Source organism: Stenotrophomonas sp. CCNWLW162 (assembly GCF_037203745.1).
Taxonomy (GTDB): domain Bacteria; phylum Pseudomonadota; class Gammaproteobacteria; order Xanthomonadales; family Xanthomonadaceae; genus Stenotrophomonas; species Stenotrophomonas maltophilia_AQ.
This window is the reverse complement of record NZ_JBBCBL010000014.1, coordinates 21,264-44,929: the sequence shown is the minus strand read 5'-3', so window position 1 is coordinate 44,929 and position 23,666 is coordinate 21,264. Positions and strand designations below refer to the sequence as shown.

The 23,666-nt window shown below is 67.8% G+C and carries 25 protein-coding genes and 1 pseudogene; 12 read left to right on the top strand and 14 right to left on the bottom strand.

Going from position 1 to position 23,666, the window contains the following annotated elements:
• Nucleotides 1-148: pseudogene (locus tag V9K93_RS20425) on the bottom strand (amino acid permease); the annotation flags it as partial.
• A gap of 133 nt (nt 149-281) precedes the next feature.
• Here V9K93_RS20425 and V9K93_RS20420 point away from each other — a divergent pair.
• The gene (locus V9K93_RS20420) at nt 282-896 is read left to right on the top strand and encodes an NUDIX hydrolase (protein ID WP_337303123.1); all 615 of its coding nucleotides are present in this window, start codon (nt 282-284) and stop codon (nt 894-896) included.
• A gap of 94 nt (nt 897-990) precedes the next feature.
• Here V9K93_RS20420 and serA read toward each other — a convergent pair whose 3' ends face one another.
• The gene (gene serA / locus V9K93_RS20415; protein WP_046983718.1) at nt 991-2,232 is read right to left on the bottom strand and encodes a phosphoglycerate dehydrogenase; all 1,242 of its coding nucleotides are present in this window, start codon (nt 2,230-2,232) and stop codon (nt 991-993) included.
• A 169-nt stretch (nt 2,233-2,401) separates the two neighbouring features.
• Between serA and V9K93_RS20410 the strand changes: the two genes are divergently transcribed.
• From V9K93_RS20410 to V9K93_RS20400, 3 genes are all read left to right on the top strand, one after another.
• Nucleotides 2,402-3,790, top strand: coding sequence for an FAD-binding oxidoreductase (locus tag V9K93_RS20410; protein ID WP_295381657.1), 1,389 nt, complete (start codon nt 2,402-2,404; stop codon nt 3,788-3,790).
• Nucleotides 3,791-3,852: 62 nt separating this feature from the next.
• A complete protein-coding gene (locus V9K93_RS20405) occupies nt 3,853-4,152 on the top strand; it encodes a DUF2388 domain-containing protein (protein ID WP_046983720.1) in 300 nt (99 codons plus the stop codon).
• A gap of 10 nt (nt 4,153-4,162) precedes the next feature.
• Entirely contained in the window at nt 4,163-5,989 is a 1,827-nt protein-coding gene (locus V9K93_RS20400) for a DUF7844 domain-containing protein (RefSeq protein WP_489686279.1), read from the top strand.
• Here V9K93_RS20400 and V9K93_RS20395 read toward each other — a convergent pair.
• Nucleotides 5,967-7,043: an ATP-binding protein gene (locus tag V9K93_RS20395; RefSeq protein WP_046983722.1), complete on the bottom strand. Its 1,077-nt coding sequence runs from the start codon at nt 7,041-7,043 to the stop codon at nt 5,967-5,969. The two genes, V9K93_RS20400 and V9K93_RS20395, sit on opposite strands and share 23 nt — an antisense overlap.
• Entirely contained in the window at nt 7,043-7,759 is a 717-nt protein-coding gene (locus V9K93_RS20390; RefSeq protein ID WP_136639671.1) for a response regulator, read from the bottom strand. Before V9K93_RS20390 ends, V9K93_RS20395 begins: the two co-directional genes overlap by 1 nt.
• 130 nt (nt 7,760-7,889) lie before the next feature.
• On the opposite strand from V9K93_RS20390, the gene V9K93_RS20385 reads away from it, so the two are divergent.
• From V9K93_RS20385 to V9K93_RS20370, 4 genes are all read left to right on the top strand, one after another.
• On the top strand, nt 7,890-9,038 hold the full coding sequence (locus V9K93_RS20385; RefSeq protein WP_136639670.1) for an efflux RND transporter periplasmic adaptor subunit: 1,149 nt from the start codon (nt 7,890-7,892) through the stop codon (nt 9,036-9,038).
• Between the two features lie 36 nt (nt 9,039-9,074).
• Nucleotides 9,075-12,224: a multidrug efflux RND transporter permease subunit gene (locus V9K93_RS20380; RefSeq protein WP_337303122.1), complete on the top strand. Its 3,150-nt coding sequence runs from the start codon at nt 9,075-9,077 to the stop codon at nt 12,222-12,224.
• The gene (locus V9K93_RS20375; protein ID WP_046985646.1) at nt 12,205-12,597 is read left to right on the top strand and encodes a nuclear transport factor 2 family protein; all 393 of its coding nucleotides are present in this window, start codon (nt 12,205-12,207) and stop codon (nt 12,595-12,597) included. Before V9K93_RS20380 ends, V9K93_RS20375 begins: the two co-directional genes overlap by 20 nt.
• A gap of 83 nt (nt 12,598-12,680) precedes the next feature.
• The gene (locus V9K93_RS20370) at nt 12,681-13,373 is read left to right on the top strand and encodes a COG3650 family protein (RefSeq protein WP_337303121.1); all 693 of its coding nucleotides are present in this window, start codon (nt 12,681-12,683) and stop codon (nt 13,371-13,373) included.
• Between the two features lie 50 nt (nt 13,374-13,423).
• Here the strand turns inward: V9K93_RS20370 and V9K93_RS20365 are convergent, their stop codons facing one another.
• From V9K93_RS20365 to V9K93_RS20340, 6 genes are all read right to left on the bottom strand, one after another.
• A complete protein-coding gene (locus V9K93_RS20365; protein WP_337303120.1) occupies nt 13,424-13,852 on the bottom strand; it encodes a hypothetical protein in 429 nt (142 codons plus the stop codon).
• A gap of 106 nt (nt 13,853-13,958) precedes the next feature.
• The gene (yeiP, locus tag V9K93_RS20360; RefSeq protein WP_006363947.1) at nt 13,959-14,525 is read right to left on the bottom strand and encodes an elongation factor P-like protein YeiP; all 567 of its coding nucleotides are present in this window, start codon (nt 14,523-14,525) and stop codon (nt 13,959-13,961) included.
• Between the two features lie 49 nt (nt 14,526-14,574).
• Nucleotides 14,575-15,345 (bottom strand): SDR family oxidoreductase, encoded by a 771-nt coding sequence (locus V9K93_RS20355; RefSeq protein ID WP_337303119.1) that lies wholly within the window; start codon nt 15,343-15,345, stop codon nt 14,575-14,577.
• 100 nt (nt 15,346-15,445) lie between these two features.
• The gene (locus tag V9K93_RS20350; protein ID WP_337303118.1) at nt 15,446-16,342 is read right to left on the bottom strand and encodes a hydroxymethylglutaryl-CoA lyase; all 897 of its coding nucleotides are present in this window, start codon (nt 16,340-16,342) and stop codon (nt 15,446-15,448) included.
• Complete coding sequence (locus V9K93_RS20345; RefSeq protein ID WP_337303117.1) at nt 16,339-16,740, bottom strand: VOC family protein; 402 nt, start codon at nt 16,738-16,740, stop codon at nt 16,339-16,341. The genes V9K93_RS20350 and V9K93_RS20345 overlap by 4 nt, the downstream gene beginning before the upstream one ends.
• A gap of 2 nt (nt 16,741-16,742) precedes the next feature.
• Nucleotides 16,743-17,531 (bottom strand): enoyl-CoA hydratase/isomerase family protein, encoded by a 789-nt coding sequence (locus V9K93_RS20340; protein WP_094001943.1) that lies wholly within the window; start codon nt 17,529-17,531, stop codon nt 16,743-16,745.
• Nucleotides 17,532-17,650: 119 nt separating this feature from the next.
• On the opposite strand from V9K93_RS20340, the gene V9K93_RS20335 reads away from it, so the two are divergent.
• Genes V9K93_RS20335 through V9K93_RS20325 form a run of 3 tightly spaced genes read left to right on the top strand, consistent with a single transcriptional unit; the run spans nt 17,651 to nt 20,021 of the window.
• Nucleotides 17,651-17,905, top strand: a complete 255-nt coding sequence (locus V9K93_RS20335) for a FeoA family protein (protein ID WP_046985653.1) — start codon at nt 17,651-17,653, stop codon at nt 17,903-17,905.
• Nucleotides 17,902-19,767, top strand: coding sequence for a ferrous iron transporter B (feoB, locus tag V9K93_RS20330; protein WP_046985654.1), 1,866 nt, complete (start codon nt 17,902-17,904; stop codon nt 19,765-19,767). Before V9K93_RS20335 ends, feoB begins: the two co-directional genes overlap by 4 nt.
• Nucleotides 19,767-20,021: a DUF6587 family protein gene (locus V9K93_RS20325; RefSeq protein WP_337303116.1), complete on the top strand. Its 255-nt coding sequence runs from the start codon at nt 19,767-19,769 to the stop codon at nt 20,019-20,021. The genes feoB and V9K93_RS20325 overlap by 1 nt, the downstream gene beginning before the upstream one ends.
• Before the next feature lie 87 nt (nt 20,022-20,108).
• On the opposite strand, the gene V9K93_RS20320 is transcribed toward V9K93_RS20325, so the two are convergent.
• From V9K93_RS20320 to V9K93_RS20305, 4 genes are all read right to left on the bottom strand, one after another.
• Complete coding sequence (locus V9K93_RS20320) at nt 20,109-20,570, bottom strand: DUF4304 domain-containing protein (RefSeq protein ID WP_253079144.1); 462 nt, start codon at nt 20,568-20,570, stop codon at nt 20,109-20,111.
• A 180-nt stretch (nt 20,571-20,750) separates the two neighbouring features.
• Nucleotides 20,751-21,332 (bottom strand): NAD(P)H-dependent oxidoreductase, encoded by a 582-nt coding sequence (locus V9K93_RS20315; protein WP_295379820.1) that lies wholly within the window; start codon nt 21,330-21,332, stop codon nt 20,751-20,753.
• 55 nt (nt 21,333-21,387) lie between these two features.
• Nucleotides 21,388-21,783, bottom strand: coding sequence for a MerR family transcriptional regulator (locus V9K93_RS20310; protein WP_046985657.1), 396 nt, complete (start codon nt 21,781-21,783; stop codon nt 21,388-21,390).
• A 4-nt stretch (nt 21,784-21,787) separates the two neighbouring features.
• The gene (locus V9K93_RS20305; protein WP_426353574.1) at nt 21,788-22,549 is read right to left on the bottom strand and encodes a 3-oxoacyl-ACP reductase; all 762 of its coding nucleotides are present in this window, start codon (nt 22,547-22,549) and stop codon (nt 21,788-21,790) included.
• Between the two features lie 90 nt (nt 22,550-22,639).
• Between V9K93_RS20305 and dapB the strand changes: the two genes are divergently transcribed.
• On the top strand, nt 22,640-23,359 hold the full coding sequence (gene dapB / locus V9K93_RS20300) for a 4-hydroxy-tetrahydrodipicolinate reductase (protein WP_253079143.1): 720 nt from the start codon (nt 22,640-22,642) through the stop codon (nt 23,357-23,359).
• Nucleotides 23,360-23,666 lie beyond the last annotated feature (307 nt).

Sequence of the window (23,666 nt, the reverse complement as noted above, 5' to 3'; positions counted from 1 at the left end):
CCGCACCCACGCCAAGCAGGATGAGGTGTTTAGCCGTGAGGGTCCGTTTCAACGTGGCTTCGCCGTCCAGGCTGCCTTCGATGGGTTCGCCAGCATCGACGTGCCCGGCCGGTTCAACCGGCTTGACCCTCAACAGAGCTTTCAGCATGCAGTACTTCCTAGTGATCGGATTGGGTGGGCCGCCGATACGTTGCCGGCAACCCTGGAATGGTGAAGGCCGCGCGAACGGCCCGCTGTACCTTAGCCAAAGCTGAAGCCAACGCACAAGCGCAATCGCAACAATGAACGGCGATAATGAGCAGTATTTTTCCAAACGCCGCCCATTCATGAGCCAGACCGCCGAAACCCTTGCCGTGCTTGACGATCGCCTGCGTGGCCTGCTGCGGGACTATGCCCGCCGCGAGCCCGCCCACGACGCACTGGCTGCCGAATTCGGCACATTGTTGGACGATCCGGAAGATCCGTTCCGTCGTGAACGGCTGGCTGGCCACTTCACCGCCAGCTGCTGGCTGGTCAGTGCCGATGGCCAGCGCCTGCTGCTGACCCACCACCGCAAGCTGCAGCGCTGGCTGCAGTTGGGCGGCCACGCCGACGGCGACCGCGACCTGGCTCAGGTGGCGCTGAAGGAAGCCGAGGAGGAGTCGGGCCTGAGCGGCCTGGTGCTGGAAGACCCGGCCATCTTCGATATCGACAAGCATTGGATTCCGGAGCGCAAGGACGTGCCAGGGCACTGGCACTACGACCTGCGTTTCGTGATCCGGGCGCTGGGTGGCGAGGTCTTCGTGCTCAGCGAGGAGTCACTCGACCTGGCCTGGCGGCCAGTGACCGAGGTCGCCGCCGATCCGCAATCGGATGAGTCCATGCAGCGCATGGCGCGCCGCTGGTTGGCGCGCTAGCAACCTGTAGAGCCGAGCCGATGCTCGGCTCAATGCGGGCCGGAACCGCAGCCGAGCATGGGCTCGGCTCTACAAGTGCACGGCGGGATCCGCGTCAATACAGGATGCGCGTGCGCAGCGTACCCGGAATCGCGGCCAGCTCGTCGCGCACCGCAGCAGCCTGTTCCTCGCTGGCGGTGATATCGATCACCACGTAGCCCACCTTCGGGTCGGTGCGCAGGAACTGGCCGTCGATGTTGACGTTGTGGCGCGAGAAGATCTCGTTGACCTTGGACAGCACGCCCGGCACGTTCTGGTGGATGTGCAGCAGGCGCAGGCTGTCGGCGTGCTCGGGCAGGGTCACTTCCGGGAAGTTGACCGCCGACAGGGTGCTGCCGTTGTCGCTGTAGCGCACCAGCTTGGCCGCTACTTCAATGCCGATGTTGTCCTGTGCTTCCAGCGTGCTGCCCCCCACGTGCGGGGTCAGGATCACATTGTCGTGGCGGGTCAGCGGCGATTCGAAGATATCGCCGTTGCCCTTCGGTTCGACCGGGAACACGTCCAGCGCTGCGCCGCCGAGGTGGCCGCTGGCCAGGGCTGCATCCAGCGCATCGATGTCGACCACGGTGCCGCGCGCGGCGTTGATCAGGTGCGCGCCCTTGCGCATCTTCGCCAGCTCGGTGCTGCCGATCATCCACTGCGTGGACGGGGTCTCCGGCACGTGCAGGGTGACGATGTCGGCGCGCGCCAGCAGGTCGTCGAGGCTGGCCGCGGCCCGGGCATTGCCCAGTGACAGCTTGGTTTCCACATCGTGGAAGATCACCTGCATGCCCAGCGATTCGGCCAGCACACCCACCTGGGTGCCGATGTGGCCATAGCCGATGATGCCCAGGGTCTTGCCGCGCACTTCGTGGCTGCCGCTGGCCGACTTCGACCAGCCGCCGCGGTGGCATTCGGCATTCTTCTGCGGAATGCCACGTGTCAGCATGATCGCCTCGGCGATCACCAGTTCGGCCACGCTGCGGGTGTTGGAGTAGGGCGCGTTGAACACCGGGATGCCGGCCAGTTCGGCCGCGTCCAGGTCGACCTGGTTGGTGCCGATGCAGAAGCAGCCCACCGCGATCAGACGCTTGGCCTCGGCCAGCACTTCGGCGCTGAGCTGGGTGCGCGAGCGGATGCCGACGATGTGTGCCTCGGCGATGCGCGCCTTCAGTTCGTCTTCGGGCAGCGCCTTGGTGTGCGCTTCGATCTGGCTGTAGCCGGCGGCGCTGAACACCTCCACGGCGGTCTGGCTGACCCCCTCCAGCAACAGCACGCGGATATCCTGCTTCGGGAACGAGGTCTTCTTCGGCGACATGGGGCGACACGGCCAGTGGGACAGGGGCTGACCACTATGCCAGATCGTGTCGCCCATGGTGCAGTGCGCAATTGGTTGCATCCGTAGCTATCTGGGCCGCTGCAGGGCTGGACGCTGGCGCGCGCCGCTGGCACGCTTGCCCGTTCTTCACGCACCGCGCTGGACCGTCATGACCGATTCCCGCATTGCCTCGCTGCAACAGGCCTGTCCCGCCCTGAAGCTGAAGACCGACCCGGCCGACCTGGAGCATTACGGGCGCGACTGGACCCGGCGCTGGACGCCGGCGCCGCTGGCGATCGCACTGCCGGCCACGGTCGAGGAAGTGCGGGCGGTGATGCGTTGGAGTATGGAAGAGGGCGTGGCCGTGGTGCCGTCCGGTGGCCGCACCGGCCTTTCCGGTGGCGCGGTGGCCGCCAACGGCGAGCTGGTGCTCAGCCTGGAACGGATGAACAAGGCGCTGGCCTACGACGCGGTCGATCGCACCCTGGTAGTGCAGGCCGGCATGCCGCTGGAAGCCGTGCACAACGCCGCGCTGGACCACGGCCTGATCTACCCGGTGGATTTTGCCGCGCGCGGGTCCTGCACGATCGGCGGCAACATCGCCACCAATGCCGGCGGCATCCGCGTGATCCGCTACGGCAACACCCGCGAGTGGATCGCCGGGCTGAAGGTGGTCACGGCTGATGGCGAGTTGCTGGAGCTCAACAAGGGCCTGATCAAGAACTCCAGCGGCTATGACTTCCGCCAGCTGCTGATCGGCTCGGAAGGCACGCTGGGCGTGATCGTCGAGGCGACGGTGAAGCTGACCGACCCTCCGCCGGCCAGCAACGTGATGCTGTTGGCACTGCCCAGCTTCGACGTGCTGATGCAGGTATTTGCCGCGTTCCGCGCGCGCCTGCAGCTGCAGGCCTTCGAGTTCTTCACCGACCGGGCACTGGAGCACGTGCTGGCACATGGCGCACAGGCGCCGTTCGACGAAGTGCACCCGTATTACGTGGTGACCGAGTTCGCGGCCGGCGACGAGGCTCAGGAAGCGGCGGCGATGGCGGCCTTCGAGGACTGCATGGGCAATGGCTGGGTCAGCGACGGCGTGATCAGTGCCAGCGACGCCCAGGCCGCGCAGCTGTGGCGCCTGCGCGAGGGCATCACCGAATCGCTGGCGCGCTACAAACCCTACAAGAACGACGTTTCAGTGCGGATCTCGGCGATGCCGGCGTTCCTGGCCGAGACCCAGGCGCTGATCGGGCAGGCCTATCCGCATTTCGACGTGGTCTGGTTCGGCCATATCGGTGACGGCAATCTGCACATCAATGTGCTCAAACCCGACGACACCAGTGACGCTGATTTCGTGGCGCAATGCGAGCACGTAACCAAGCTGCTGGCACAGGTGCTGGCCCGCTTCGATGGCAGCATCTCGGCCGAGCACGGTATCGGTCTGGTCAAGAAGCGCTACCTGGACAGCACCCGCGGCCCGGCCGAGATCGCCCTGATGAAGGCGGTCAAACGCGCGTTCGATCCCCAAGCGCGGCTGAATCCCGGCAAGCTGTTCGACCTCTGAGTCGGGCAAATCCTTCACGTACCCGTTACGCTCCACGCATTCTCACAACCGGCTTCGAACCGATGACCCGTCCGCTTCTGCTGCTTGCCCTGCTGTCCCTGCCGCTGGCCGGCTTCGCTTCCAGCTTCGCTGGCACTTCGGCCGGCTCGGCCACCGGTGCGTCCTCCGGTTCGTCGGGCAGCAGCTCGGGCGATGACAAGGTGGTACTGGCTGCGCGCGACGATGCGGCTGCGTTCGTCGCCAGCGACGGCCAGATCCGTGGCGCCCGCCTGCAGGCGGCGCTGGTCCACCTGCGCGAGCAGAGCACCGCCGCACAGCAGCAGAGCGACCTGGAACTGGCCCGCACGCTGCTGGCGCGTTGATCCGGGCCGCATGACACCCGTGTTGAATGCCGCCGGGCATCGCCCGGCGCCACCGAAACGCGGGTGGCTTGTCGCATTGGCGTGGCTGGGCATTCCCGCGGCATATGCCGCTGACCGCCTGCAGCTGGACCCTGCCGGTCTCGACCCGGCGCAGCAGCAGCTCGCCCGCCAGACCCTGGCCGACGTGCAGTCGCTGTTGCCGCAAGGCCTGCTGCACGCCTTGCCTGCGCAGGTACGGGTGGCCTGGCGCGATGACCTGCCGGATGACGTGCACGGCCGAACCTTCGCCGGTCACATCGCGCTGCGCCGCGAGTTGCTGGATGACGGCATGCCCGGCGCCCGCCGTGCGCGCCGCAGTGCGCTGGTACACGAGCTGACCCATGTTGCCGACCGCAGTGGCGCGAACTGGTCGCGCAGTGCGCGTTGGCGGGACCTGGCGGGGTGGCAGCGCAAGCCGTGGCACCTCGGCCGTGGCGACAACGACTTCCGTGACCGTAGTCCGGATGCCTATGAACTGAAAAGTCCGGCCGAGTATCTGGCGGTGAACGCCGAGCATTTCGTGCTCGACAGTGAGTTCGCCTGCCGGCGACCGGCGCTGGCGCATTGGTACCAGGCGCATTTTGGAGCGCCGCCTTCGCTGCCTCAGCCGCACTGCTCTACGACAATGCCGTTGCTGCAGGCCGAACCGGAAGAGGGCGCTGCATCGCTGCTGCAACTTGACCCGGCGCGCGTCTACGCGGTGGATTACCTGTTTGCCGAAGGCAGTGCCCAGCCGATGAGCCGCTGGGGCCACAGCATGCTTCGGTTGGTGATCTGCCGGCCTGACCGTGCGCCGGGGCCGGACTGTCGCCTGGACCTGGAGTACCACCGGGTACTGTCGTTCCGTGCGTTCGTCGGTGATGTGCAGATTTCCAACTGGCGTGGGCTGACCGGCGGTTATCCCTCGCGGCTGTTCGTGCTTCCGCTGCAGCAGGTTGTGGACGAGTACACCAAGGTCGAGCTGCGCGGGTTGCAATCGCTGCCGTTGCAGTTGGAGCGCAGCGAGATCGCCAGCCTGCTTGAGCGCACAGCACAGGTGCACTGGAGCTACGACGGGCGCTACTACTTCGTCAGCAACAACTGCGCGGTGGAAACCGCAAAGCTGTTGCAGGCCGGCGTGCCGAGGTTGGGCGAGGCAGGCCTGGCCCAGCTCAGCCCGCGTGGGTTGAAGCGGCGGCTGTCGCGGCTGCAGGTACTGGATGAGCAGGTGCTGGCTGATCGCGATTCAGCACAGGCGCAGGGTTACTACTTCGCCTCGGCACGCGACCACTACCAGCAGTTGTTCGGCGTGGCGGCAGCCCGGCTGGCATTGCCCGCACGTGATGTACGCGGCTGGTTGAAGCTGCCTGCACAGCAACGGGCACCGTGGTTGCTGAAGGGCGACCTGCGCGCCAGCGCCGGCCTGCTGCTGCTGGAACAGGCCGCACAGCGGCGTGCCGAGCTGCGCGCACGTGACGTGCTCAAGCGCCGGTTGCTGGCCGCGCCCGACAGCGCAGAAACCCGCAGCCTTCGTGGGCTGCTTGAGCAGAGCGGGCAATGGCTGCGGCCGGGCACCCTGCTGCGGGACGCTGGCTACGGGCTGCCGTTGGCTGACGAACAGGCGGTGCTGACCGAGGCCGTGTCCACCGCCAGCGCACAGGCAGTACCGGCGTGGCAGGCGCTGCGCGTGCAGCTGCGTCAGCAGCTGCCGGTGAAGCAACGCGATGAGATGGATGCGATCGATGCCAACCTGGCCAGGCTCGGCGCGCATCTGCGCGAACAGGCCGCTGCACCGGCTACTGGCGCGGCAGTTCGATGACGAAACGGCTGCCGCCGGCACTGCCCGGCGAGCAGTAGACGCGGCCGCCGTGCGCGTCTGCGATGGCCTTGACCACCGCCAGACCCAGCCCGCTGCCGCCGCCCTGGCGTGAGCGCGAGCCATCGGCGCGCATGAACGGGGTGAAGATATCGGCATGCAAGGCCGGGTCGATGCCCGGGCCCTCGTCCTCGATCGCCACCTGCACATGGCCGGGCGTGTCGTGCACGGCAATCCGCACCTTGCCCGGGCTGGCGTAGCGGCGCGCGTTCTCCAGCAGTGCCAGCAATGCCTGGCGCAGCCGGGTCGGATCGCAATGGGCGGTGTGCTCCTCGCGGCTGGTTTCCAGTTCCAGCACGAAGCCGGCGGCGCGGAACTGGGGGTCGACCAGGGTCATCACCGAATGCACCTCGGCCACTACGTCGGTGCGCGCGCGGCGTACATCCAGCCGTGCATTGTCGGACAGGCTCAGCACGCGCAGATCTTCGATCAGGCGCGAAAGGCCTTCGACCTGGGCAAGCAGGCTGCGGAACTGGGATTCGTCTGGCTGGAAGACTCCTTCGGCCAACCCTTGCAGGCGGCCGCGCAGGATCGTCACCGGTGTCCGCAGCTCATGGGCGATGGCCGCATGCCACATCGAACGTTCGCTCTCCATGTGCTGCAGGCGGCGCGCCATCGCATTGAAATCCTCGACCAGGGTGGCCACTTCGCCCGGCGAGTTTTCCTCGACGCTGGCGCGCGCGCCGAGGTCGCCGCCCGCGAGCGCGCGCACGCTGTCGACCAGTGAATTCAACGGTGACAGGATGCGGTGGGCAAGACGGAACGAGGCGGCGATGGCCAGTGCCAGGCCAGTCAGGATCACGCCGACCATCCATGCCAGTTCGGGGCCTGTCGGCAGCCAGCTTTCCGGCTCATCGGTAGTGCCGGGGAAGAATTCGACCAGCACTGCATACAGCAGCCAAGACGACAGGATCATCATCACGATGACGCCGATCACCATCAGCGACATCGAAACGATGATGTGGCGGCTGAGCCCGGAGCGGCGCAGTCGGGCCATCAGCGGTCGGCCATCAACCGGTAGCCGACACCGCGCACGCTGGCAGGAACGTTGACCATGCCAACTTCATCCAGCTTGCGGCGCAGCTTGCTGACATGGCTGTCGACCGTGCGCTCCAGCGCCTCGCTTTCCGGCAGGCATTCGTGCATCAGTTCGCTGCGGCTGAAGATGCGGGTCGGCGCCAGCGCCATGCAGTGCAGCAGCTTGAACTCGGTGAGCGTGAGCAGCACCTCGTGGCTGTAGCCTTCGCCCTCGACGTGCACGGCATGGGTGGCCGAATCGATCAGCAGCGGGCCCACGCGCAGTGCGGTGGGCGCGTCCACGCGCGAGGTGCGCAGCGTACGCCGCAGCACGGCACGCACGCGCGCCGCCACTTCGGCGGGATTGAACGGCTTGACCACATAGTCGTCGGCGCCCATGCGCAGCGCGGTCAGCTTGTCCAGGTCCTGGTCCAGTGCAGTCAGCATTATCACTGGCGTCTCGCCGCGCTGGCGCAGCTGGGTCAACACGCTCCATCCATCCAGGCGCGGCAGCTGCACATCGAGCAGGACCAGGTCGGGGCGGGCGCTGCGATGCAGGTCCAGCGCACTGTGGCCATCGGCGGCACGGAGCGTGCGCAGTCCTTCGCGTTCGAGGTAGGCGGTGAGAATGTCGGCGATCTCGCCCTCATCCTCAACGATCAGGACGAGGGCGGCGAGGGCAGGGGAGGCTTGCATGCGGGGGGCGGGGCCTTAAGGTGCTTGCCTCCATCGTATCTCCACAGTTCCTCCATCGAAACCCCATCATCGCCACGCAGACTGCACGCTTCAGAACCTATCAGCCGCCTGCGCGGCATTGTGCACAACAATGAGAACCTTCAGGACTCCGGTCGCGTTGATCGCGGCCCTCGCCCTGGCCATGACGGCCTGTTCCTCTCCCGACGCCACGCCCGAAGCCGCACCGCGCGTCAGCGTGGTCACTGTCGGCCCGCAGGTGGTGCAGCGTGACGACGAGCTGCCCGGCCGCGTGGCCGCGGTACGTACCGCGCAGATCCGCGCCCAGGTGGGCGGCATCGTGCAACGCCGGCTGTTCGACCAGGGCGCGGAAGTCAGCGCCGGCGAGGCGCTGTTCCAGATCGATCCGGCCGCGTTCAAGGCCGACGTCGATTCGGCATTGGCCGCGCTGCAGCGCAGCGAGGCGGCACTGGGCCGCAGCCGCGTGCAGTCGCAGCGCCTGCAGGCACTGGCCGCCGCACAGGCCGTCAGCCAGCAGCACCGCGACGATGCCAGTGCCGAGTACGAACAGGCCCGTGCCGCCGTCAACGAAGCGCGCGCGATCCTCTCCCGCCGGCAGCTGGACCTGCGCTATGCGACGGTCAGCGCGCCGATTGCCGGCCGCATCGACCAGGCGCTGGTGACCGAAGGTGCGCTGGTCGGCGTGGCCGATACCGAGCCGATGGCGGTGGTGCAGCAGATCGACCAGGTCTACGTCGACGTGCGCCAGCCCGCCGCGCAGCTGGAGTCGCTGCAGCGCAGCGCCGCCGGTGGCGGCGAGTTGCCGGTAACCATCATCGGCGCCGCCGGCAAGCCGATGCCTGAGCGCGGACAGCTGCTGTTCTCCGGCATAAACGTCGACGCGCGCACCGGTGACGTGATCCTCCGCATCCTGGTCGACAACCCGGATCGTCAGTTGCTGCCCGGGATGTATGTGCGTGCCCGGGTGCCGCGTGGCGCGCCGGCCAGTGCATTGACCGTGCCGCAGCAGGCGGTGCTGCGCAGTGCTGGCGGCCAGGCGTACGCCTGGGTGATCGGTGGCGATGGCAAGGCAGTGATCCGCACGCTGGAGGTCGACGGCAGCGTTGATCGCCAGTGGCTGGTGCGCACGGGCCTGAAAGCGGGCGAGAAGGTGGTGGTCGAGGGCCAGGAGCGCCTGCAGGAAGGCGTGGTGGTCGATGCGCGCGACTGGCGGATGCCGGTCGCTGGCGCCGGTGCGGTGCAGGCCGGCAGCAAGGGCTGAGCCCGCTCCGGGCCAGCCTTCCAGGAAAAATCCAACATGGCACGTTTCTTCATCGATCGCCCGGTGTTCGCCTGGGTGCTGGCGATCTTCATCATCCTGGCCGGCGTGCTGGCGATTCCGCGCCTTGCGGTGGAGCGCTATCCGGCGGTTGCGCCGCCCAGCGTCAGCATCTACGCCAGCTACCCGGGCGCCAGCCCACAGACATTGAACGATGCGGTGGTCGGCCTGATCGAGCGCGAGCTGTCCAGCGTCAAGCACCTGCTGTACTTCGAATCGTCGGTGGATACCTCCGGTGAGGCCTCGATCACCGCCACGTTCAAGCCTGGCACCAATCCGGAGCTGGCGCAGGTGGACGTGCAGAACCGGATCAAGGCGATCGAGCCGCGCCTGCCGCGCAGCGTGCGCCAGAACGGCCTGTTCGTGGAGGCTGCCGATTCCGGCTTCCTGATGCTGGTCGGCCTGCGTTCGCCGGATGCGAGCGTGAGTGAGGCGGCGCTGGGTGACTTCATGGCGCGCAACATCATCGAAGAGCTGCGGCGCATCGATGGCGTCGGCCGTGTGCAGCTGTTCGGTGCCGAGCAGGCGATGCGGGTGTGGCTGGACCCGACCCGGTTGACCGGCTACGGGCTGACCATGGGTGATGTGGCCAGCGCCATCGAGCAGCAGAACCTGGAGATCTCGCCAGGGCGCATCGGTGATTCGCCGGGCGTGCCAGGCCAGCGCATCACCGTGCCGCTCAGCGCCGACGGCCAGCTGTCCACGCCGGAACAGTTCGCGGCGATCGTGCTGCGTGCCGGCGCCGATGGTTCGCGCGTGCTGCTGGGTGACGTCGCCCGCATCGAGCTGGGTGCGCAGAGCTACGCCTGGGGCACCCGCGAGGACGGCCATCCGGCGACGGCGGCCGGCGTGCAGCTGCGCCCCGGAGCCAACGCAGTACGGACCGCCTCGGCGGTGCGCGAGCGCATGGCCGAGCTGGCGCCGCTGCTGCCGCGTGGCGTGCAGTCGAGCATTCCGTTCGACACCGCGCCGTTCGTCAAGATCTCGATCCAGAAGGTGGTGCAGACGCTGCTGGAAGCGATGCTGCTGGTGTTCGCGGTGATGTACCTGTTCCTGCAGAACTGGCGCTACACGCTGATCCCGGCGCTGGTCGCGCCGATCGCGCTGCTCGGCACCTTCGCGGTGATGCTGGCGCTGGGCTTCTCGATCAACGTGCTGACCATGTTCGGCATGGTGCTGGCGATCGGCATCATCGTCGACGACGCGATCGTGGTGGTCGAGGGCGTGGAGCGGATCATGACCGAGGAAGGCCTGCCGCCGCGCGAGGCGACCATCAAGGCGATGCGCGAGCTGACCGGTGCGGTGATCGGCATCACCCTGGTGCTGACCGCCGTGTTCATCCCGATGGCCTTGGCCAGTGGCTCGGTGGGCGCGATCTACCGTCAGTTCACCGTGGCGATGGCGGTGTCGATCCTGTTCTCGGCGCTGCTCGCGTTGAGCCTGACGCCGGCGTTGTGCGCGACGCTGCTGCGCCCGAACACCCATGGCCACCATGGTCGTGGCGGGCTGTTTGGTGCCTTCAATCGTGGCTTCGAGAGAATGACCGGGCGCTACCAGCGTGGCGTGGCTTCGGTGCTGCAGCGCAGTGGGCGGGTGATGGGCGTGTTCGCCGCACTGGTGGTGGCACTGCTGCTGGGCCTGCACTGGTTGCCGGGTGCGTTCCTGCCAGAAGAAGACCAGGGCTATTTCATGACCTCGATCCAGCTGCCGGCCGAAGCCACCGCCGAGCGCACGCTGGCCGTGGTCGAAGCCTACGAACAGCATGTGGCGTCACGCCCGGGCATTGGCTCCAACCAGTCGATCCTCGGCTACAGCTTCTCCGGTTCCGGCCCGAGCGCGGCACTGACCTATACCATGCTGAAGGACTGGGGCGAGCGTGCAGGGGCCACCGCAGCCGGCGAAGTGGAGGCCGCGCAGAAGGCGATGGCGACGATTGCCGAGGGCGAGGTGATGAGCGTGATGCCGCCGGCCATCGACAGCCTGGGGCGTTCGTCCGGCTTCTCGCTGGCGCTGCAGGCGCGCACCGGGCAGGGCCAGGCAGAGCTGCGCGCGGCCCTGCAGCGGCTGCTGAAACTGGCCGAGGCCAGCCCGCTGCTGTCGGAGGTGCATGCCGATGGCCTGCCGGCCGGCACCAGCGTGCGGCTGGACATCGATCGGGCCAAGGCCGAGGCGATGGGCGTGGGTTTCGCCGATATCAGCAGCACGCTGTCGGCAGCGATGGGCTCGCAGTACGTCAACGACTTCCCCAACAAGGGACGGCTGCAGCAGGTGATCCTGCAGGCCGACGCCTCGCACCGGATGGAACTGGAGGACGTGCTGAAGCTCTATGTGCGCAACAGCGAAGGCGGCATGGTGGCGTTGTCCGAGCTGGTGACCCCGCACTGGACCGAGGCACCGCTGCAGCTGCAGCGCTATCTCGGTTTCCCGGCGCTGAACCTGTCCGGTGCACCGGGATCCGGTGTTTCCACCGGCCAGGCGATGGCGGAAATGGAGCGCCTGGCCACGCAGCTGCCGTCCGGCTTCGCCCTGCAATGGACCAGCCAGTCGCTGCAGGAGCGCGAATCCGGCGCACAGGCGCCGTGGCTGTTGCTGCTGTCGATGCTGGTGGTGTTCCTGGTGCTGGCGGCGCTGTACGAGAGCTGGTCGATTCCGCTGGCGGTGATGCTGGTGGTACCGCTGGGCCTGCTCGGTGCGGTCGTGGCGGTGTTGCTGCGCGGCATGCCCAACGACGTGTTCTTCAAGGTCGGCATGATCACGGTGATCGGGCTGTCGGCGAAGAACGCGATCCTCATCGTCGAGTTCGCACGCCAGCTGCAGCAGCAGGGCCGGGGCCTGGTGGAAGCGGCGCTGGAGGCGGCACGGCTGCGCCTGCGGCCGATCGTGATGACCTCGCTGGCGTTCGCGCTGGGCGTGGTGCCGCTGATGCTGGCGCAGGGCGCATCGAAGGAAACCCAGCAGGCGATCGGGACCGGCGTGTTCGGCGGCATGGTCAGCGCGACCGTGCTGGCGGTGTTCTTCGTGCCGGTCTTCTATGTAGTGGTGCAGGGCGCGCGGCAGTGGATCGCGCAGCGCCTGCACAGACGCCGGCCGACGCCGGAAGGATCCGTGGATGGAACGGAACATCGTTGACGATCTGCATGAACTGCAATTGAGGGCGCTGGAGCAGCGCCTGTGCGAAGCGCTGTTGGGCGATGATCACGATGCGCTGACCGCGTTGGTATCGCCGGCCTTGTTCATGATGGACGGGCAGGGTGGGCGCATGCTCGACCTGCCGTGGTTGCGCGAGTGGCTGGGCGGCCGCCTGCAGGTGCATGGCCTGCAGTCCTGCGCGACGGAAACGCTGCTGTGTGGCCGCTTGGCGCTGCTGTCCAGCGACGTGCGCTTGTCGGTGCGTGAGCAGGGCCAGGAGCGCGAGCTGAAACTGCGCCTGCTGCGGGTCTGGACCTGCAGTTCCGGCGGCAGCGGCGCACAGTTGCTGTCGATGGCGGTGCTGGCCGCATGAACGCGGTCAGGCCGCTTTCAGGCCCCGCTCACCGGCAGGTGGTAGGGTCGAACATCTATGTAGTGTCGACAAGGAGTCGAGCCATGCGTGTAGTTCCCAGTCTGTTGGCAGCCTCCCTGGGGTTGGTGCTGGCCGCGTGCCAGCCGGCCCAGCCGCCCGTCGCGGGCAGCAGCAACCCCGAACCGGCTGCTCCTCAGCCAGGCGCCAGTACCGGCGCCAGTGTCGGTAGCGAGACCACCTATCGCTGTGGCGATCTGGACGTGCGCGCGACCTTCAATGGCGAGGATGCGGCCACGGTGGTGATCGGCGACCGTACCTTCGCCATGACCTCCGAGCGTGCGGCGTCCGGCGCCAAGTACGGTGATGGCCAGGGCAACACCTTCTGGACCAAGGGCAGCGATGACGGCCTGCTGAGCCTGAAGGGTGAGGCCGACCGCGAGTGCCATGCGGTGGAAGCCACCGAGGGCGATGGCAGCGCCGGCAATGCCGCGTTCCGTGCCACCGGCAACGAGCCGGGCTGGCTGGCCATCGTTGACGGCGACACGCCCGGCCTGCAGGTGGAAGTCGACTACGGCGAGCGTCGCTTCGACGTCGCCAAGCCCACCGAAGGTGCTGACGGCTGGAGCGGCAAGGCGTCCGATGGCACCGACGTCAAGCTCAGCTTCCAGCGTACTACCTGCCAGGACGACATGAGTGGCGAGGCGTTCGATGCCAAGGTGAACCTGACCATCGGCACCCGCCAGTATCACGGCTGCGGCAATTTCGGCGCGAAGTAACGCGTGATTGCGCGGATCGGTGGCGCCGGGCGATGCTCGGCGTTGATCGATCAGCCCTCGCAGGGCTTCAGGTCGAGATCGAAGTCCAGGTCGTAGCGGCTGTTGATCCCGATCAGCGCTTCGCGGACAGCGCAGTCGCCGCGATGACGCGCGACCAGGCCGGTGAAGATCTTCTCGCGGCCCTCGCAGTACTTCGCGCTGGCCTCTTCCAGTTCGCGGCGGCGCTCGTCGTCGTAGGGTTCCTCACCCGCAAAGTGCTGGCAGGTGTTTTCGCGCGCGAGGAAGGCCTGCACGTCGGTCGGCATCGCGCAGTAGATGCGCACGTCGTCGACGTCATACACATCCTCCGGAACCGGGCAGCCAGCGGCTGCGCGTGCCTTGTCCAGTTCCTCATCGCCCGAGGTCAGGTCGGTAGAGGGCTCCGCTTCGGCGGTGGCCTCCACGGCGGCCGGTGCCTCCACCGCCGGTGCTGCCGTCACGGCCGGTTCAACAGGCGCTGCGTTCGGCGCAGCATCGGCCGTGCTGTCCGTTGCCTGCGGCGAACACGCCGCAAGCAGGGACAGGCAACCGATCAGCGCAAGGCGCTTAGTCGGCACGGCCAGCGAATTCGCCGGTGGCGGTGTTCACCAGCACGCGCTCGCCGTTGACGATGTACTCCGGCACCATGATTTCGATGCCGGTGTTGAGCTTGGCCGGCTTCGGGCGCTTGGTGGCGGTGCCACCCTTCAGTTCCGGCGGCGTCTCGATCACTTCCAGCACCACCGAGGCCGGCAGCTGGATCGCCACCGGCTGCTCGTCGATCACCTGCACGTAGATGCCGGTCAGGCCGTCGGTGATGTAGCCGGCGTCGTCGCCGATCACGTCCGCGTCCAGGGTGTAGGGGGTGTAGTCCTCGTCATCGAGGAACACGAACGCATCGCCGTCCTTGTACGAATAGGTGGACTGGCGGCGCAGCAGTTCGACCTCGACCAGGTTGTCGTCGGCATCGAAGCTGGCGTCGAGCTTGTTGCCGCCCGGCACGCTGTACATGATGAAGCGGAAGCGGACGTTGCCGCCGCGACCCTGCGGCGAGCTGCGCTCGATGTCGCGGATCTGGTACACGCCGTTGTTGAACTCGACGACGTTGCCCTTCTTGATGTCGTTGGCTTTCATGGTGATCTAGGTCGTTGGGGGAGGGCGCCGTCCCGGCGCCCGGGGGGAATCACTTCGGAGCGAGCCGGGTAGCGCCGTCCAGGCGGATGGTCTCGCCGTTGAGGTAGGTGTTGCCGAGGATGAAGCCGACCAGGCCGGCGAAGTCTTCCGGCTTGCCCAGGCGCGACGGGAACGGGATCGAGGCGGCCAGCGACTGCTGCACGGCTTCGGGCATGCCGTCGACCATCGGCGTCCAGAACACGCCCGGAGCGATGGTATTGACGCGGATGCCGAAGCGCGACAGTTCGCGCGCCATCGGCAGCGTCATCGAGACCACGCCGCCCTTGCTGGCGGCATACGCGGCCTGGCCGATCTGGCCTTCGTAGGCAGCGATGCTGGCGGTGTTGATGATCACGCCGCGCTCGCCGTCCACGCCGGCTTCGTTGTGCTGCATGCGGTTGGCCGCAGCCTTGGCGATGTTGAAGCTGCCGACCAGGTTCACCATCACTGTGCCCTGGAAGCCGGCAAGCGGCATCGGGCCCTCCTTGCCGAGTACGCGGCCGGCACCGAGGATGCCGGCGCAGTTCATCGCGACGTTCAGGCCACCCAGGAAGTCGTGGGCCTGGTCGATGGCCGCAGCCACGGCTGCCTCATCGCTGACGTTGACGTTGAAATAGCGGGCCTTGTCGGCACCCAGCCCGGCAACGGCGGCAGCACCCTTGCCGTCGTTGAGGTCGAACAGGGCCACCTTGCCGCCCTGGGCGACGAGGTGCTGGGCCACGGCCAGGCCGAGGCCGGAGACGCCGCCAGTGATCACGGCACGTACGGAAGACAGCTGCATTGAACGGTCCTGCAGGTTCGAGAACCGCCGATTCTAACGGAAGCCGCGACCGCCGCTGTTGTGCACTGCGCCGCCTTTGCGGGGCGGCACAGTGCGGTGGTCAACCGGCCGCGGCCAGCGCCTGCCCGGTGCGGCTGGCAGTGGCGCGGCCGAGCAGGCCGGCCAGCCAGCGGCCGGTCTCGGCCAGTGCCGGCAGGTCCACGCCGCTGTCCAGGCCCAGGCCCTGCAGCAGGTAGACCACGTCTTCGCTGGCGACATTGCCGCTGGCGCCCTTCGCATACGGGCAGCCACCGGCGCCGGACACGGCGCTGTCGACCACGCGCACGCCTTCTTCCAGGCAGGTGGCGATGTTGGCGATGGCCTGGCCGTAGGTGTCGTGGAAATGCACGGCCAGCGCCTCCATAGGGATCTCGGCAGCGACCGCCTGCAGCATCGCCCGTGCCTTGCGCGGGGTGCCGACGCCGATGGTGTCGCCCAGCGAGATTTCGTAACAGCCCATCTGGTGCAGGGCGCGTGCCACGCGCACCACGTCGGCCAGCGGTACCTCGCCCTGATAAGGGCAGCCGAGCACGGTGGAGACGTAGCCACGCACGCGCACGCCATCGGCGGCGGCGCGGCGCAGGATCGGCTCGAAGCGGGCCAGCGACTCGTCGATGCCGGCATTGGTGTTGGTGCGGTTGAAGGCTTCGGACGCGGCGGTGAACACCGCCACTTCCTCCACGCCCACCGCACGGGCGCGGTCGTAACCCTGTTCGTTCGGGACCAGCACCGGGTAGTGGATGCCCGGCCGGCGCTGGATGCCGGCATAGACCTCGGCGGCGTCGGCCAGCTGCGGGACCCATTTCGGGCTGACGAAGCTGGTCGCCTCGATGCTGCGCAGGCCAGTGGCCGACAGGCGGTTGATCAGTTCGATCTTGTCGGCGGTGGAGACCGACTGCTTTTCGTTCTGCAGGCCGTCACGCGGGCCGACCTCGACGATGCGGACGTAGTCGCTCATGCGCTCACCCCACCGGCTGGGTGGTGGCAGACCGCCTCGATGTTGTTGCCGTCGGGGTCGAGCACGAAGGCGCCGTAGTAATCGGGGTGGTACCAAGGGCGCAGGCCCGGGGCACCGTTATCCTGGCCGCCGGCGGCGAGCGCGGCGGCATGGAAGGCGTCCACCTGGTCTCGGCTGATGCAGGCGAAGGCCACATGCACGCCGTGGCTGGCGGTGCCGCCATTGCCGAGCCAGAAGAACGGCTTGCCGTCGCTGCCGAAGCCGATGTGATCGTGCGCGCCGGTCTGTTCGGCGGTGACTTCCATCACCACGCCGATCTGCAGTGGCGCCAGCGCCTGCAGGAAGAAGGTCTTGCTGCGCGCCAGGTCGGCGCTGGTCAAACCAAGATGATCGAGCATGTTCAGGCTTCCGTGACCCAATGGGGGGCGCGCTTGTCGAGGAAGGCGCCCAGGCCTTCCTGGCCCTCGGCGGACACCCGCAGGCGCGCGATCAGGGCGGCATTATCCCGATCCAGCGCGTCGCGGTCATGGCTGTCGCGGACCTGCCGGACCAGCTGCTTGGCGGTGGACGAGGCGATCGGGCCGGCCTTGTCGAGCAGGGCCAGCTGCCGCTCCAGCGCCTCGTCCAGGCGCTCGGGCTCGACCAGCTGGTGGACCAGGCCGATGCGCAGTGCGGTATCGGCGTCGAAGTGCTCGCCGGTGGCGAACCAGCGCCGCGCCTGGCGTGGGCCGATGGCCTCGATCACGTAGGGCGAGATCACCGCCGGCAGCAGGCCGAGGCGGCTTTCGGTCAGGCCGAAGCGGGCCGAGGTGCTGGCGATGGCGATGTCGCAGCAGGCAACCAGGCCGACGCCGCCACCGAAGGCCGCGCCGTGGACCCGGGCCAGGGACGGCTTGGGCAGCTCGTCCAGGGTGCGCATCAGCCGCGCCAGGGCCAGCGAGTCCTCGCGGTTGTCGGCCTCGCTGGCGGCGGCCATGCCGCGCATCCACTGCATGTCGGCGCCGGCGGAGAAGGAGGCGCCGTGGCCGGCCACCACCACGGCCCGGACCGAATCATCGCGGCCGGCGGCTTCCAGTGCGGCGGTCAGCCGGGCGATCAGGCTGGCGTCAAAGGCGTTGTGCAGCTCCGGCCGGTTCAGCCAGAGGGTGAGGACGGCGCCACGGCGCTCGATCTGCAAAGCATCGTTCATGGGATTCCAGGGTCACTCCATACCTGTATGGATCATAGCGGGCCATTGGTCATGGGCCATGACGCGACGCGGGAATGTTAGAATCGAGAACCATTTACATCCAGCAGAGAACACGCTAGATGACGCTGTCCGAACTGCCGCTGCACACCTCGGCCGTGGTCGAGTCCGTGCAGGACCTGCATGCCAACGATGCCATTGCCCGTCGCCTGCGCGAGCTGGGTTTCGTGAAGGGCGAGGAAGTGCGCCTGGTGGCCAAGGGCCCGGTGGGTGGGGAGCCGCTGCTGGTGCAGGTCGGGTTCACCCGGTTCGCGCTGCGGATCAGTGAAGCCAAGCGCGTCGTGGTCGACGCCAACCGCCAGGAGCGTCGCGCATGACCGCTGCAGCCTCTACCGCGCCCCTGCGCATCGCGCTGGTGGGTAACCCCAACAGTGGCAAGACCGCGCTGTTCAACCAGCTGACCGGCAGCCGCCAGAAGGTCGCCAACTACACCGGCGTCACCGTCGAACGCAAGGAAGGCCGCCTGCGTGCGCCGTCCGGTCGTGAGTTCGCGGTGCTTGACCTGCCCGGTGCCTACAGCCTGCATCCGGCCAGCCTGGACGAGGCGATCACCCGCGACCTGTGCCGGGGCTTCTACCCGGGCGAAGCCGCGCCGGACGTGCTGCTGTGCGTGATCGACGCCACCAACCTGCGCCTGCACCTGCGTTTCGCGCTGGAGCTGCGCGAACTGGGCAAGCCGATGGTGGTGGCGCTGAACATGGTCGATGCGGCCCAGCGCCGCGGCATCCAGGTGGATGTGGCCGCGCTGGAGCGCGAGTTGGGCGTGCCGGTGGTGGAGACCGTGGCGGTACGCAAGCAGGGTGCCAAGGCCCTGGTCGAGCGCCTCGACGCGATGGTGCCGCACCTGGACGCACCGGTGCCCGGCCCGGAGGGCGGCATCGACTACCACGCCAAGGTGCGCGAGATCCTGTCGGTGGCCGTGCGCATGCCGGCGCGCACTGCGAAGATCGACGACGCGCTGGACCGCTGGCTGCTGCACCCGGTGTTCGGCCTGATCAGCCTGGCGGTGGTGATGTTCCTGATCTTCCAGGCGGTGTACGCCTGGGCAACACCGTTGATGGACGGTATCGAGGCCGGTTTCGCCTGGCTTGGTGCCTTTGTCGGCAGCGTGCTGCCCGAAGGTCCGCTGGCCAGCCTGCTGACCGATGGCATCATCGCCGGCGTCGGTGGCGTGGTGGTGTTCCTTCCGCAGATCCTGATCCTGTTCTTCTTCATCCTGGTGCTGGAGGAATCCGGCTACCTGCCGCGTGCGGCGTTCCTGCTCGACCGCATGATGGCGGCCGCAGGCCTGTCCGGTCGCTCGTTCATCCCGCTGCTGTCCAGTTTCGCCTGCGCGGTGCCGGGCATCATGTCCACGCGCAGCATCCAGGACCCGCGTGACCGCCTGGCCACGATCCTGGTCGCGCCGCTGATGACCTGCTCGGCGCGCCTGCCGGTGTATGCGCTGCTGATTGGCGCGTTCATTCCGCAGAAGACGGTGTGGGGCGTGTTCAACCAGCAGGGCCTGGTGCTGTTCGGCCTGTATGCGGCCGGCATCCTCAGTGCGCTGGCGATGTCGTGGATCATGAAGAAGTGGCGCCGCGACAAGAGCGAGCACCCGCTGATGCTGGAGCTGCCGTCGTACCGCCTGCCGCATGTGCGCGATCTGGCGGTGGGCCTGTACGAGCGCGGCATGATCTTCCTCAAGCGCGTCGGCGGCATCATCCTGGCGCTGACCATCCTGCTGTGGGTGCTGCTGTCGTTCCCGGCGGCCCCGGTCGGCGCCACCATGCCGGCCATCGATTACAGCTACGCCGGCCAGATCGGCCATGCGATGGCGGTGTTCTTTGCGCCGCTGGGCTTCAACTGGCAGATCTGCATCGCGCTGATTCCGGGCCTGGCCGCGCGCGAAGTGGCGGTGTCTTCGCTGGCCACCGTGTACGCGCTGTCGGCGGCCGATGACGATGCCGCCAGCCAGGCACTGACCCCGCTGATCAGCGACGGCTGGTCGCTGGCCACCGCGCTGTCGCTGCTGGTCTGGTACATCTACGCCCCGATGTGCATCTCGACGCTGGCCACCATCAAGCGCGAGACCAATTCGTGGAAGACGATGGCCTTCTCGGCGTTCTACCTGTTTGCTGCGGCCTACGTGGCGGCGCTGATCACCTACCAGGTGACCAAGGCGCTGGGGGGCGGCTGATGGACGGCGGACTGCTGCTGCAGTACCTGATCATTGCGGTGGCCGTGCTGGTCAGTGCCTGGGTGGTGTTGAAGAAGCAGTTCCCCGGCACCGTGCGCAAGCTGCGTGGCGCGCTGGCGCTGGCCCTGCTGAAGCCGGGCCGCGCCGCCTGGATGCAGGCGCTGGGGCGAAAGATCGCGCCACCAGCGAGCGGAGGCGGTGGCGCCTGTGGCGGTTGCGACAGCTGCGGACCGTCGCCGCCCAAACAGCACTGACTCTGCCTTGGTAGGTGCGAGCCTTCGGCCGGTGGGTGCGGACTTCGCCCGGTGGGTGCGAACCTTGGTTCGCACGCTTTCCGGAGTTCAGACCTCCCTGCGGATGATTGCCCGGAAGCTTCCATCCTGATTCAATCGCCGCACCGACTCCCGGTCTCCATGGGTTGTCGCGAAGCTCGCCACGTCGGCAAGGGCGCCGAGCAGCAGGCATTTCATCGCATCGCGATTGCCGGCCTCCAGCAGATCATCAAGATCCTGCTGGATGAAGGCCCGGCGCAGGCCTGGCGTCGCTTCGATCCGCCAGTCGACATGGGGCGTAGGAATGCTGGAGCGGTACCTGAAAGCCGTTTCAAGATCGTCAGGCGCGAGGGGATACGCGAGCAGCTCTGGAAAGTAGAGCCCGGCATTCACATAGAAGCCCCGGCTTTCACTGGCGCGTTGGTGATTCACGACAAGCAGGGCGTCATCCAGCAAGCGGTAGCGGGTCGTCGACGTGCCGGCAAAGCCGGTCTTCCTGGCGCACTTGCTGAAGACAGTCGAGGATTTCATGGGCTTTGCCTGGGCCGGAAGAGGGCTCTCAGCCTTTAGGTGCAGCGCCTTGGGGTCAATTGGCAAACGCGACACGCGCAACGAGCGCCGCAGGTAGGTGCAAACCTTCCAGGTGGGTGCAAATCCTCGCCCCAGGTGGGTGCGAACCTTGGTTCGCACGCTTTACCCATGGCTGCGGATCTACCCGGCCCGCGCTCCCAGCTCCGCTGCCAGTGCCAGCCATTTGTTGCGTTGCGCCGGGCTGCTGCTGCGCACCGCCCCCAGCCGGCTGACCCGCACCGGGCGGATGCCGCAGAACTCCAGGATGGTGGCGCGGATCTGGGTGATGCCCGGGTCGCGGTAGATCCAGCGGTAGTACCAGGGCGGCGTGTCCAGCGTGGTGATCACGCGCGCGCTGCGCCCGGCCAGCAATCGGTCCCACCACACCGAATCGCGCCGGTAGCGGAAGGCGTACCCCGGCAACAGCACACGATCGAAAAAGCCCTTCAGCAGCGCCGGCATCGCACCCCACCAGGTGGGATAGACCAGCACCAGGTGATCGCAGGCCTCGATCGCATCGGCGGCGTCCTGCAGATCGGCTTCCAGTGGCTGGATCTGGCGATAGCCATGGCGCAGCACGGGATCGAACTCAAGGTCACCCAGTGCGATCAGTCGCACCCGATGGCCGGCGTTCTCGGCGGCGGTGGCGTAGCGCTGGGCGAGGGCGCCGCACAGGCTGTCGCGGTCGGGATGGCCCAGCAGGATCAGGATGGAGCGGGACACGGCAACCTCGGGCAATGGAAAGTGCGCGAGGGTGCGGTCTGCCCCAGGGGCAGAGTCAAACGCCGGTGGGGCAGCCGCTGGGTTGCAGGACGCAATCAGTGCCGCCGGAGTGCAGCCATCGCTGCAGTTCATCGCGGACCTGCCGCAGGGCAAGGTCGACCTGTTCCAGCCGCGCCCGCTCACTGGCAATGCGGGTGCGCTGCTGTTCCAGCAAGGCCAGTACCGCAGGCCAGTCGAGCCGTCCATCGCGACCCTGCAGGCCGGATATCGCGGCCAGGGTGATGCCCAGCCCCAACGCCTGGCGGATCAGTTGCACCCAGGCCACGTCCTGTTCGCTGTAGTCGCGATAGCGGTTCAGTCGTGGCACCGGCGGCAGCAGTCCGCGTGCCTCGTACAGGCGGATGGCCTTGGCGCTGGCCCCGGTCAGGCGGCTTACCTCGGAGATGCGCATCGGCTCAGTCCCGCACCAGCCCGCCGTCCACCACCAGGTTCTGGCCGGTCACCGCGCGCGACCAGGGGCTGGCGAAGAACAGCGCCGCATCGGCGAACTCGGCCGGGGTCGTGACGCTGCGCAGTGGTGTATTGGCGGCGATGTAGTCGAATACCGCTTCGGGCGTGGCGGCGCTGGCATCGGTGGTGCGCAGCAGGCCGCCGGACAGCATGTTGACGGTGATGCCGTGCGGGCCGAGGTCGCCTGCCAGGGTGCGGGTCAGCGACAGCAGCGCGGCTTTGGCGGCAGTGTAGTCGTGATAGGGCACCACCGGATTCTGGAACAGGTTGGTGCCGATGTTGATGACGCGACCGAAACGGCGCGCCTGCATCCCGGGCAGGGCGGCCTGCACGGTGTTCAGCGCACCGCGCACACTGCCTTCGAACTGTGCCTGGAAGGCCGGCCAGCCGATGTCGGCAGCGCTGTCGCGGGCGTCGCCATTGAACGAGAAGGCGGCCAGCGCGTTGTTGACCACGGTGGTGACGCCCTGGCCGAAATGTGCCAGCGCGTGCTGCAGCATTGCATCGACCTGGGTGCGGTCGGTGACATCGGCCGGCAGCGCGATCGCCTGGCCACCCAGCTCGCTGGCCAGCGCACGTGCGACGGCCTCGCTGCGGTGATAGTTGATGATGACGCGGGCGCCCTGTGCGGCGAAGGCGCGGGCGATGTGCTGGCCAAGGCCGCGGCCGGCGCCGGTGACCAGCACCAGCTGTTCGCTGATCTGCATGGTGGAACTGCCATCCATTGCATGAAAGGGCATGCAGCGTAGCAGCGATGGCGCTTGCCGGAGCAGGCGTGCTGCCGCTAGCCTGCAGGCATGAACCAGACTCCCCTGCGATTGCTCATTCACGGCGCCTCCGGGCGCATGGGCCAGGCCCTGCTGCGGCTGGCCGCCGAACATCCCGAAACCCTGCAGATCGTGGCCGCGGTGACCGGCCGTGCACCGGCCCAGCGCGTGGTCGACGGCGTCCCGTTCTTTGCTGCCAGCGAGCTGCCCGGTGCGCCGGCGTTCGACGTAGCGATCGACTTCAGCCTGCCGGAGGGCTTCGACCCGCTGCTGGCGCTGTGCGTGGAGCGGGGTGCGGGCCTGGTTTCAGGCACCACCGGCATCTCCAGCAGTCAGCGCCAGGCGCTGGAAGCCGCGGCAACGACCATCCCGCTGGTCTGGGCCTCCAACTTCAGCCTGGGCGTGGCGGTGCTGGACGAGCTGGTCGAGCGCGCCGCGCAGGCGCTGGCTGGCTGGGACTGCGATGTGGTCGAATCGCACCACACCCAGAAGAAGGACGCGCCGTCGGGCACCGCGCTGACCCTGGGGGCGGCCGCGCAGCGGGGTGGGGCGGAGCCGCATTACGCCAGCCTGCGTGCCGGCGACATCGTGGGCGAGCATCTGGTGCAGTTCACCGGGCTGGGCGAGCGCATCGAGCTGGTGCACCGGGCCACCAACCGCGACATCTTTGCCCGCGGCGCGCTGTTCGCCGCCCGCCAGCTGCAGGGGCGGGCCCCGGGCAGCTATCGGGTGCGGGACCTGCTGCAGTAAGGCGGGCTGATTCCGGGGGTCGGATCCCTTTCCAGTGGAAAGGGCTCTGCCCCCACCCGAGGGCGCCTGGGGTCAGAGCCTTTCCCATCCGGGAAAGGATCCGACCCCGCCTCCGGCCCGCATACGCCGCCGGATTGAAATGAATACGCAATCGCCTGTTCATGAAGCGCGATAACCGCTGGCGCGCGGGCCCCGGCACCGCTACAATTCGCACTCGCCGAATCACGAAAGCCGGACCGGTCCCAGACCGTACGTCCGCGCTTTTTTGCAACCGGATTTCCGTGAAGCGCAGGCGTGACTTCGGCAG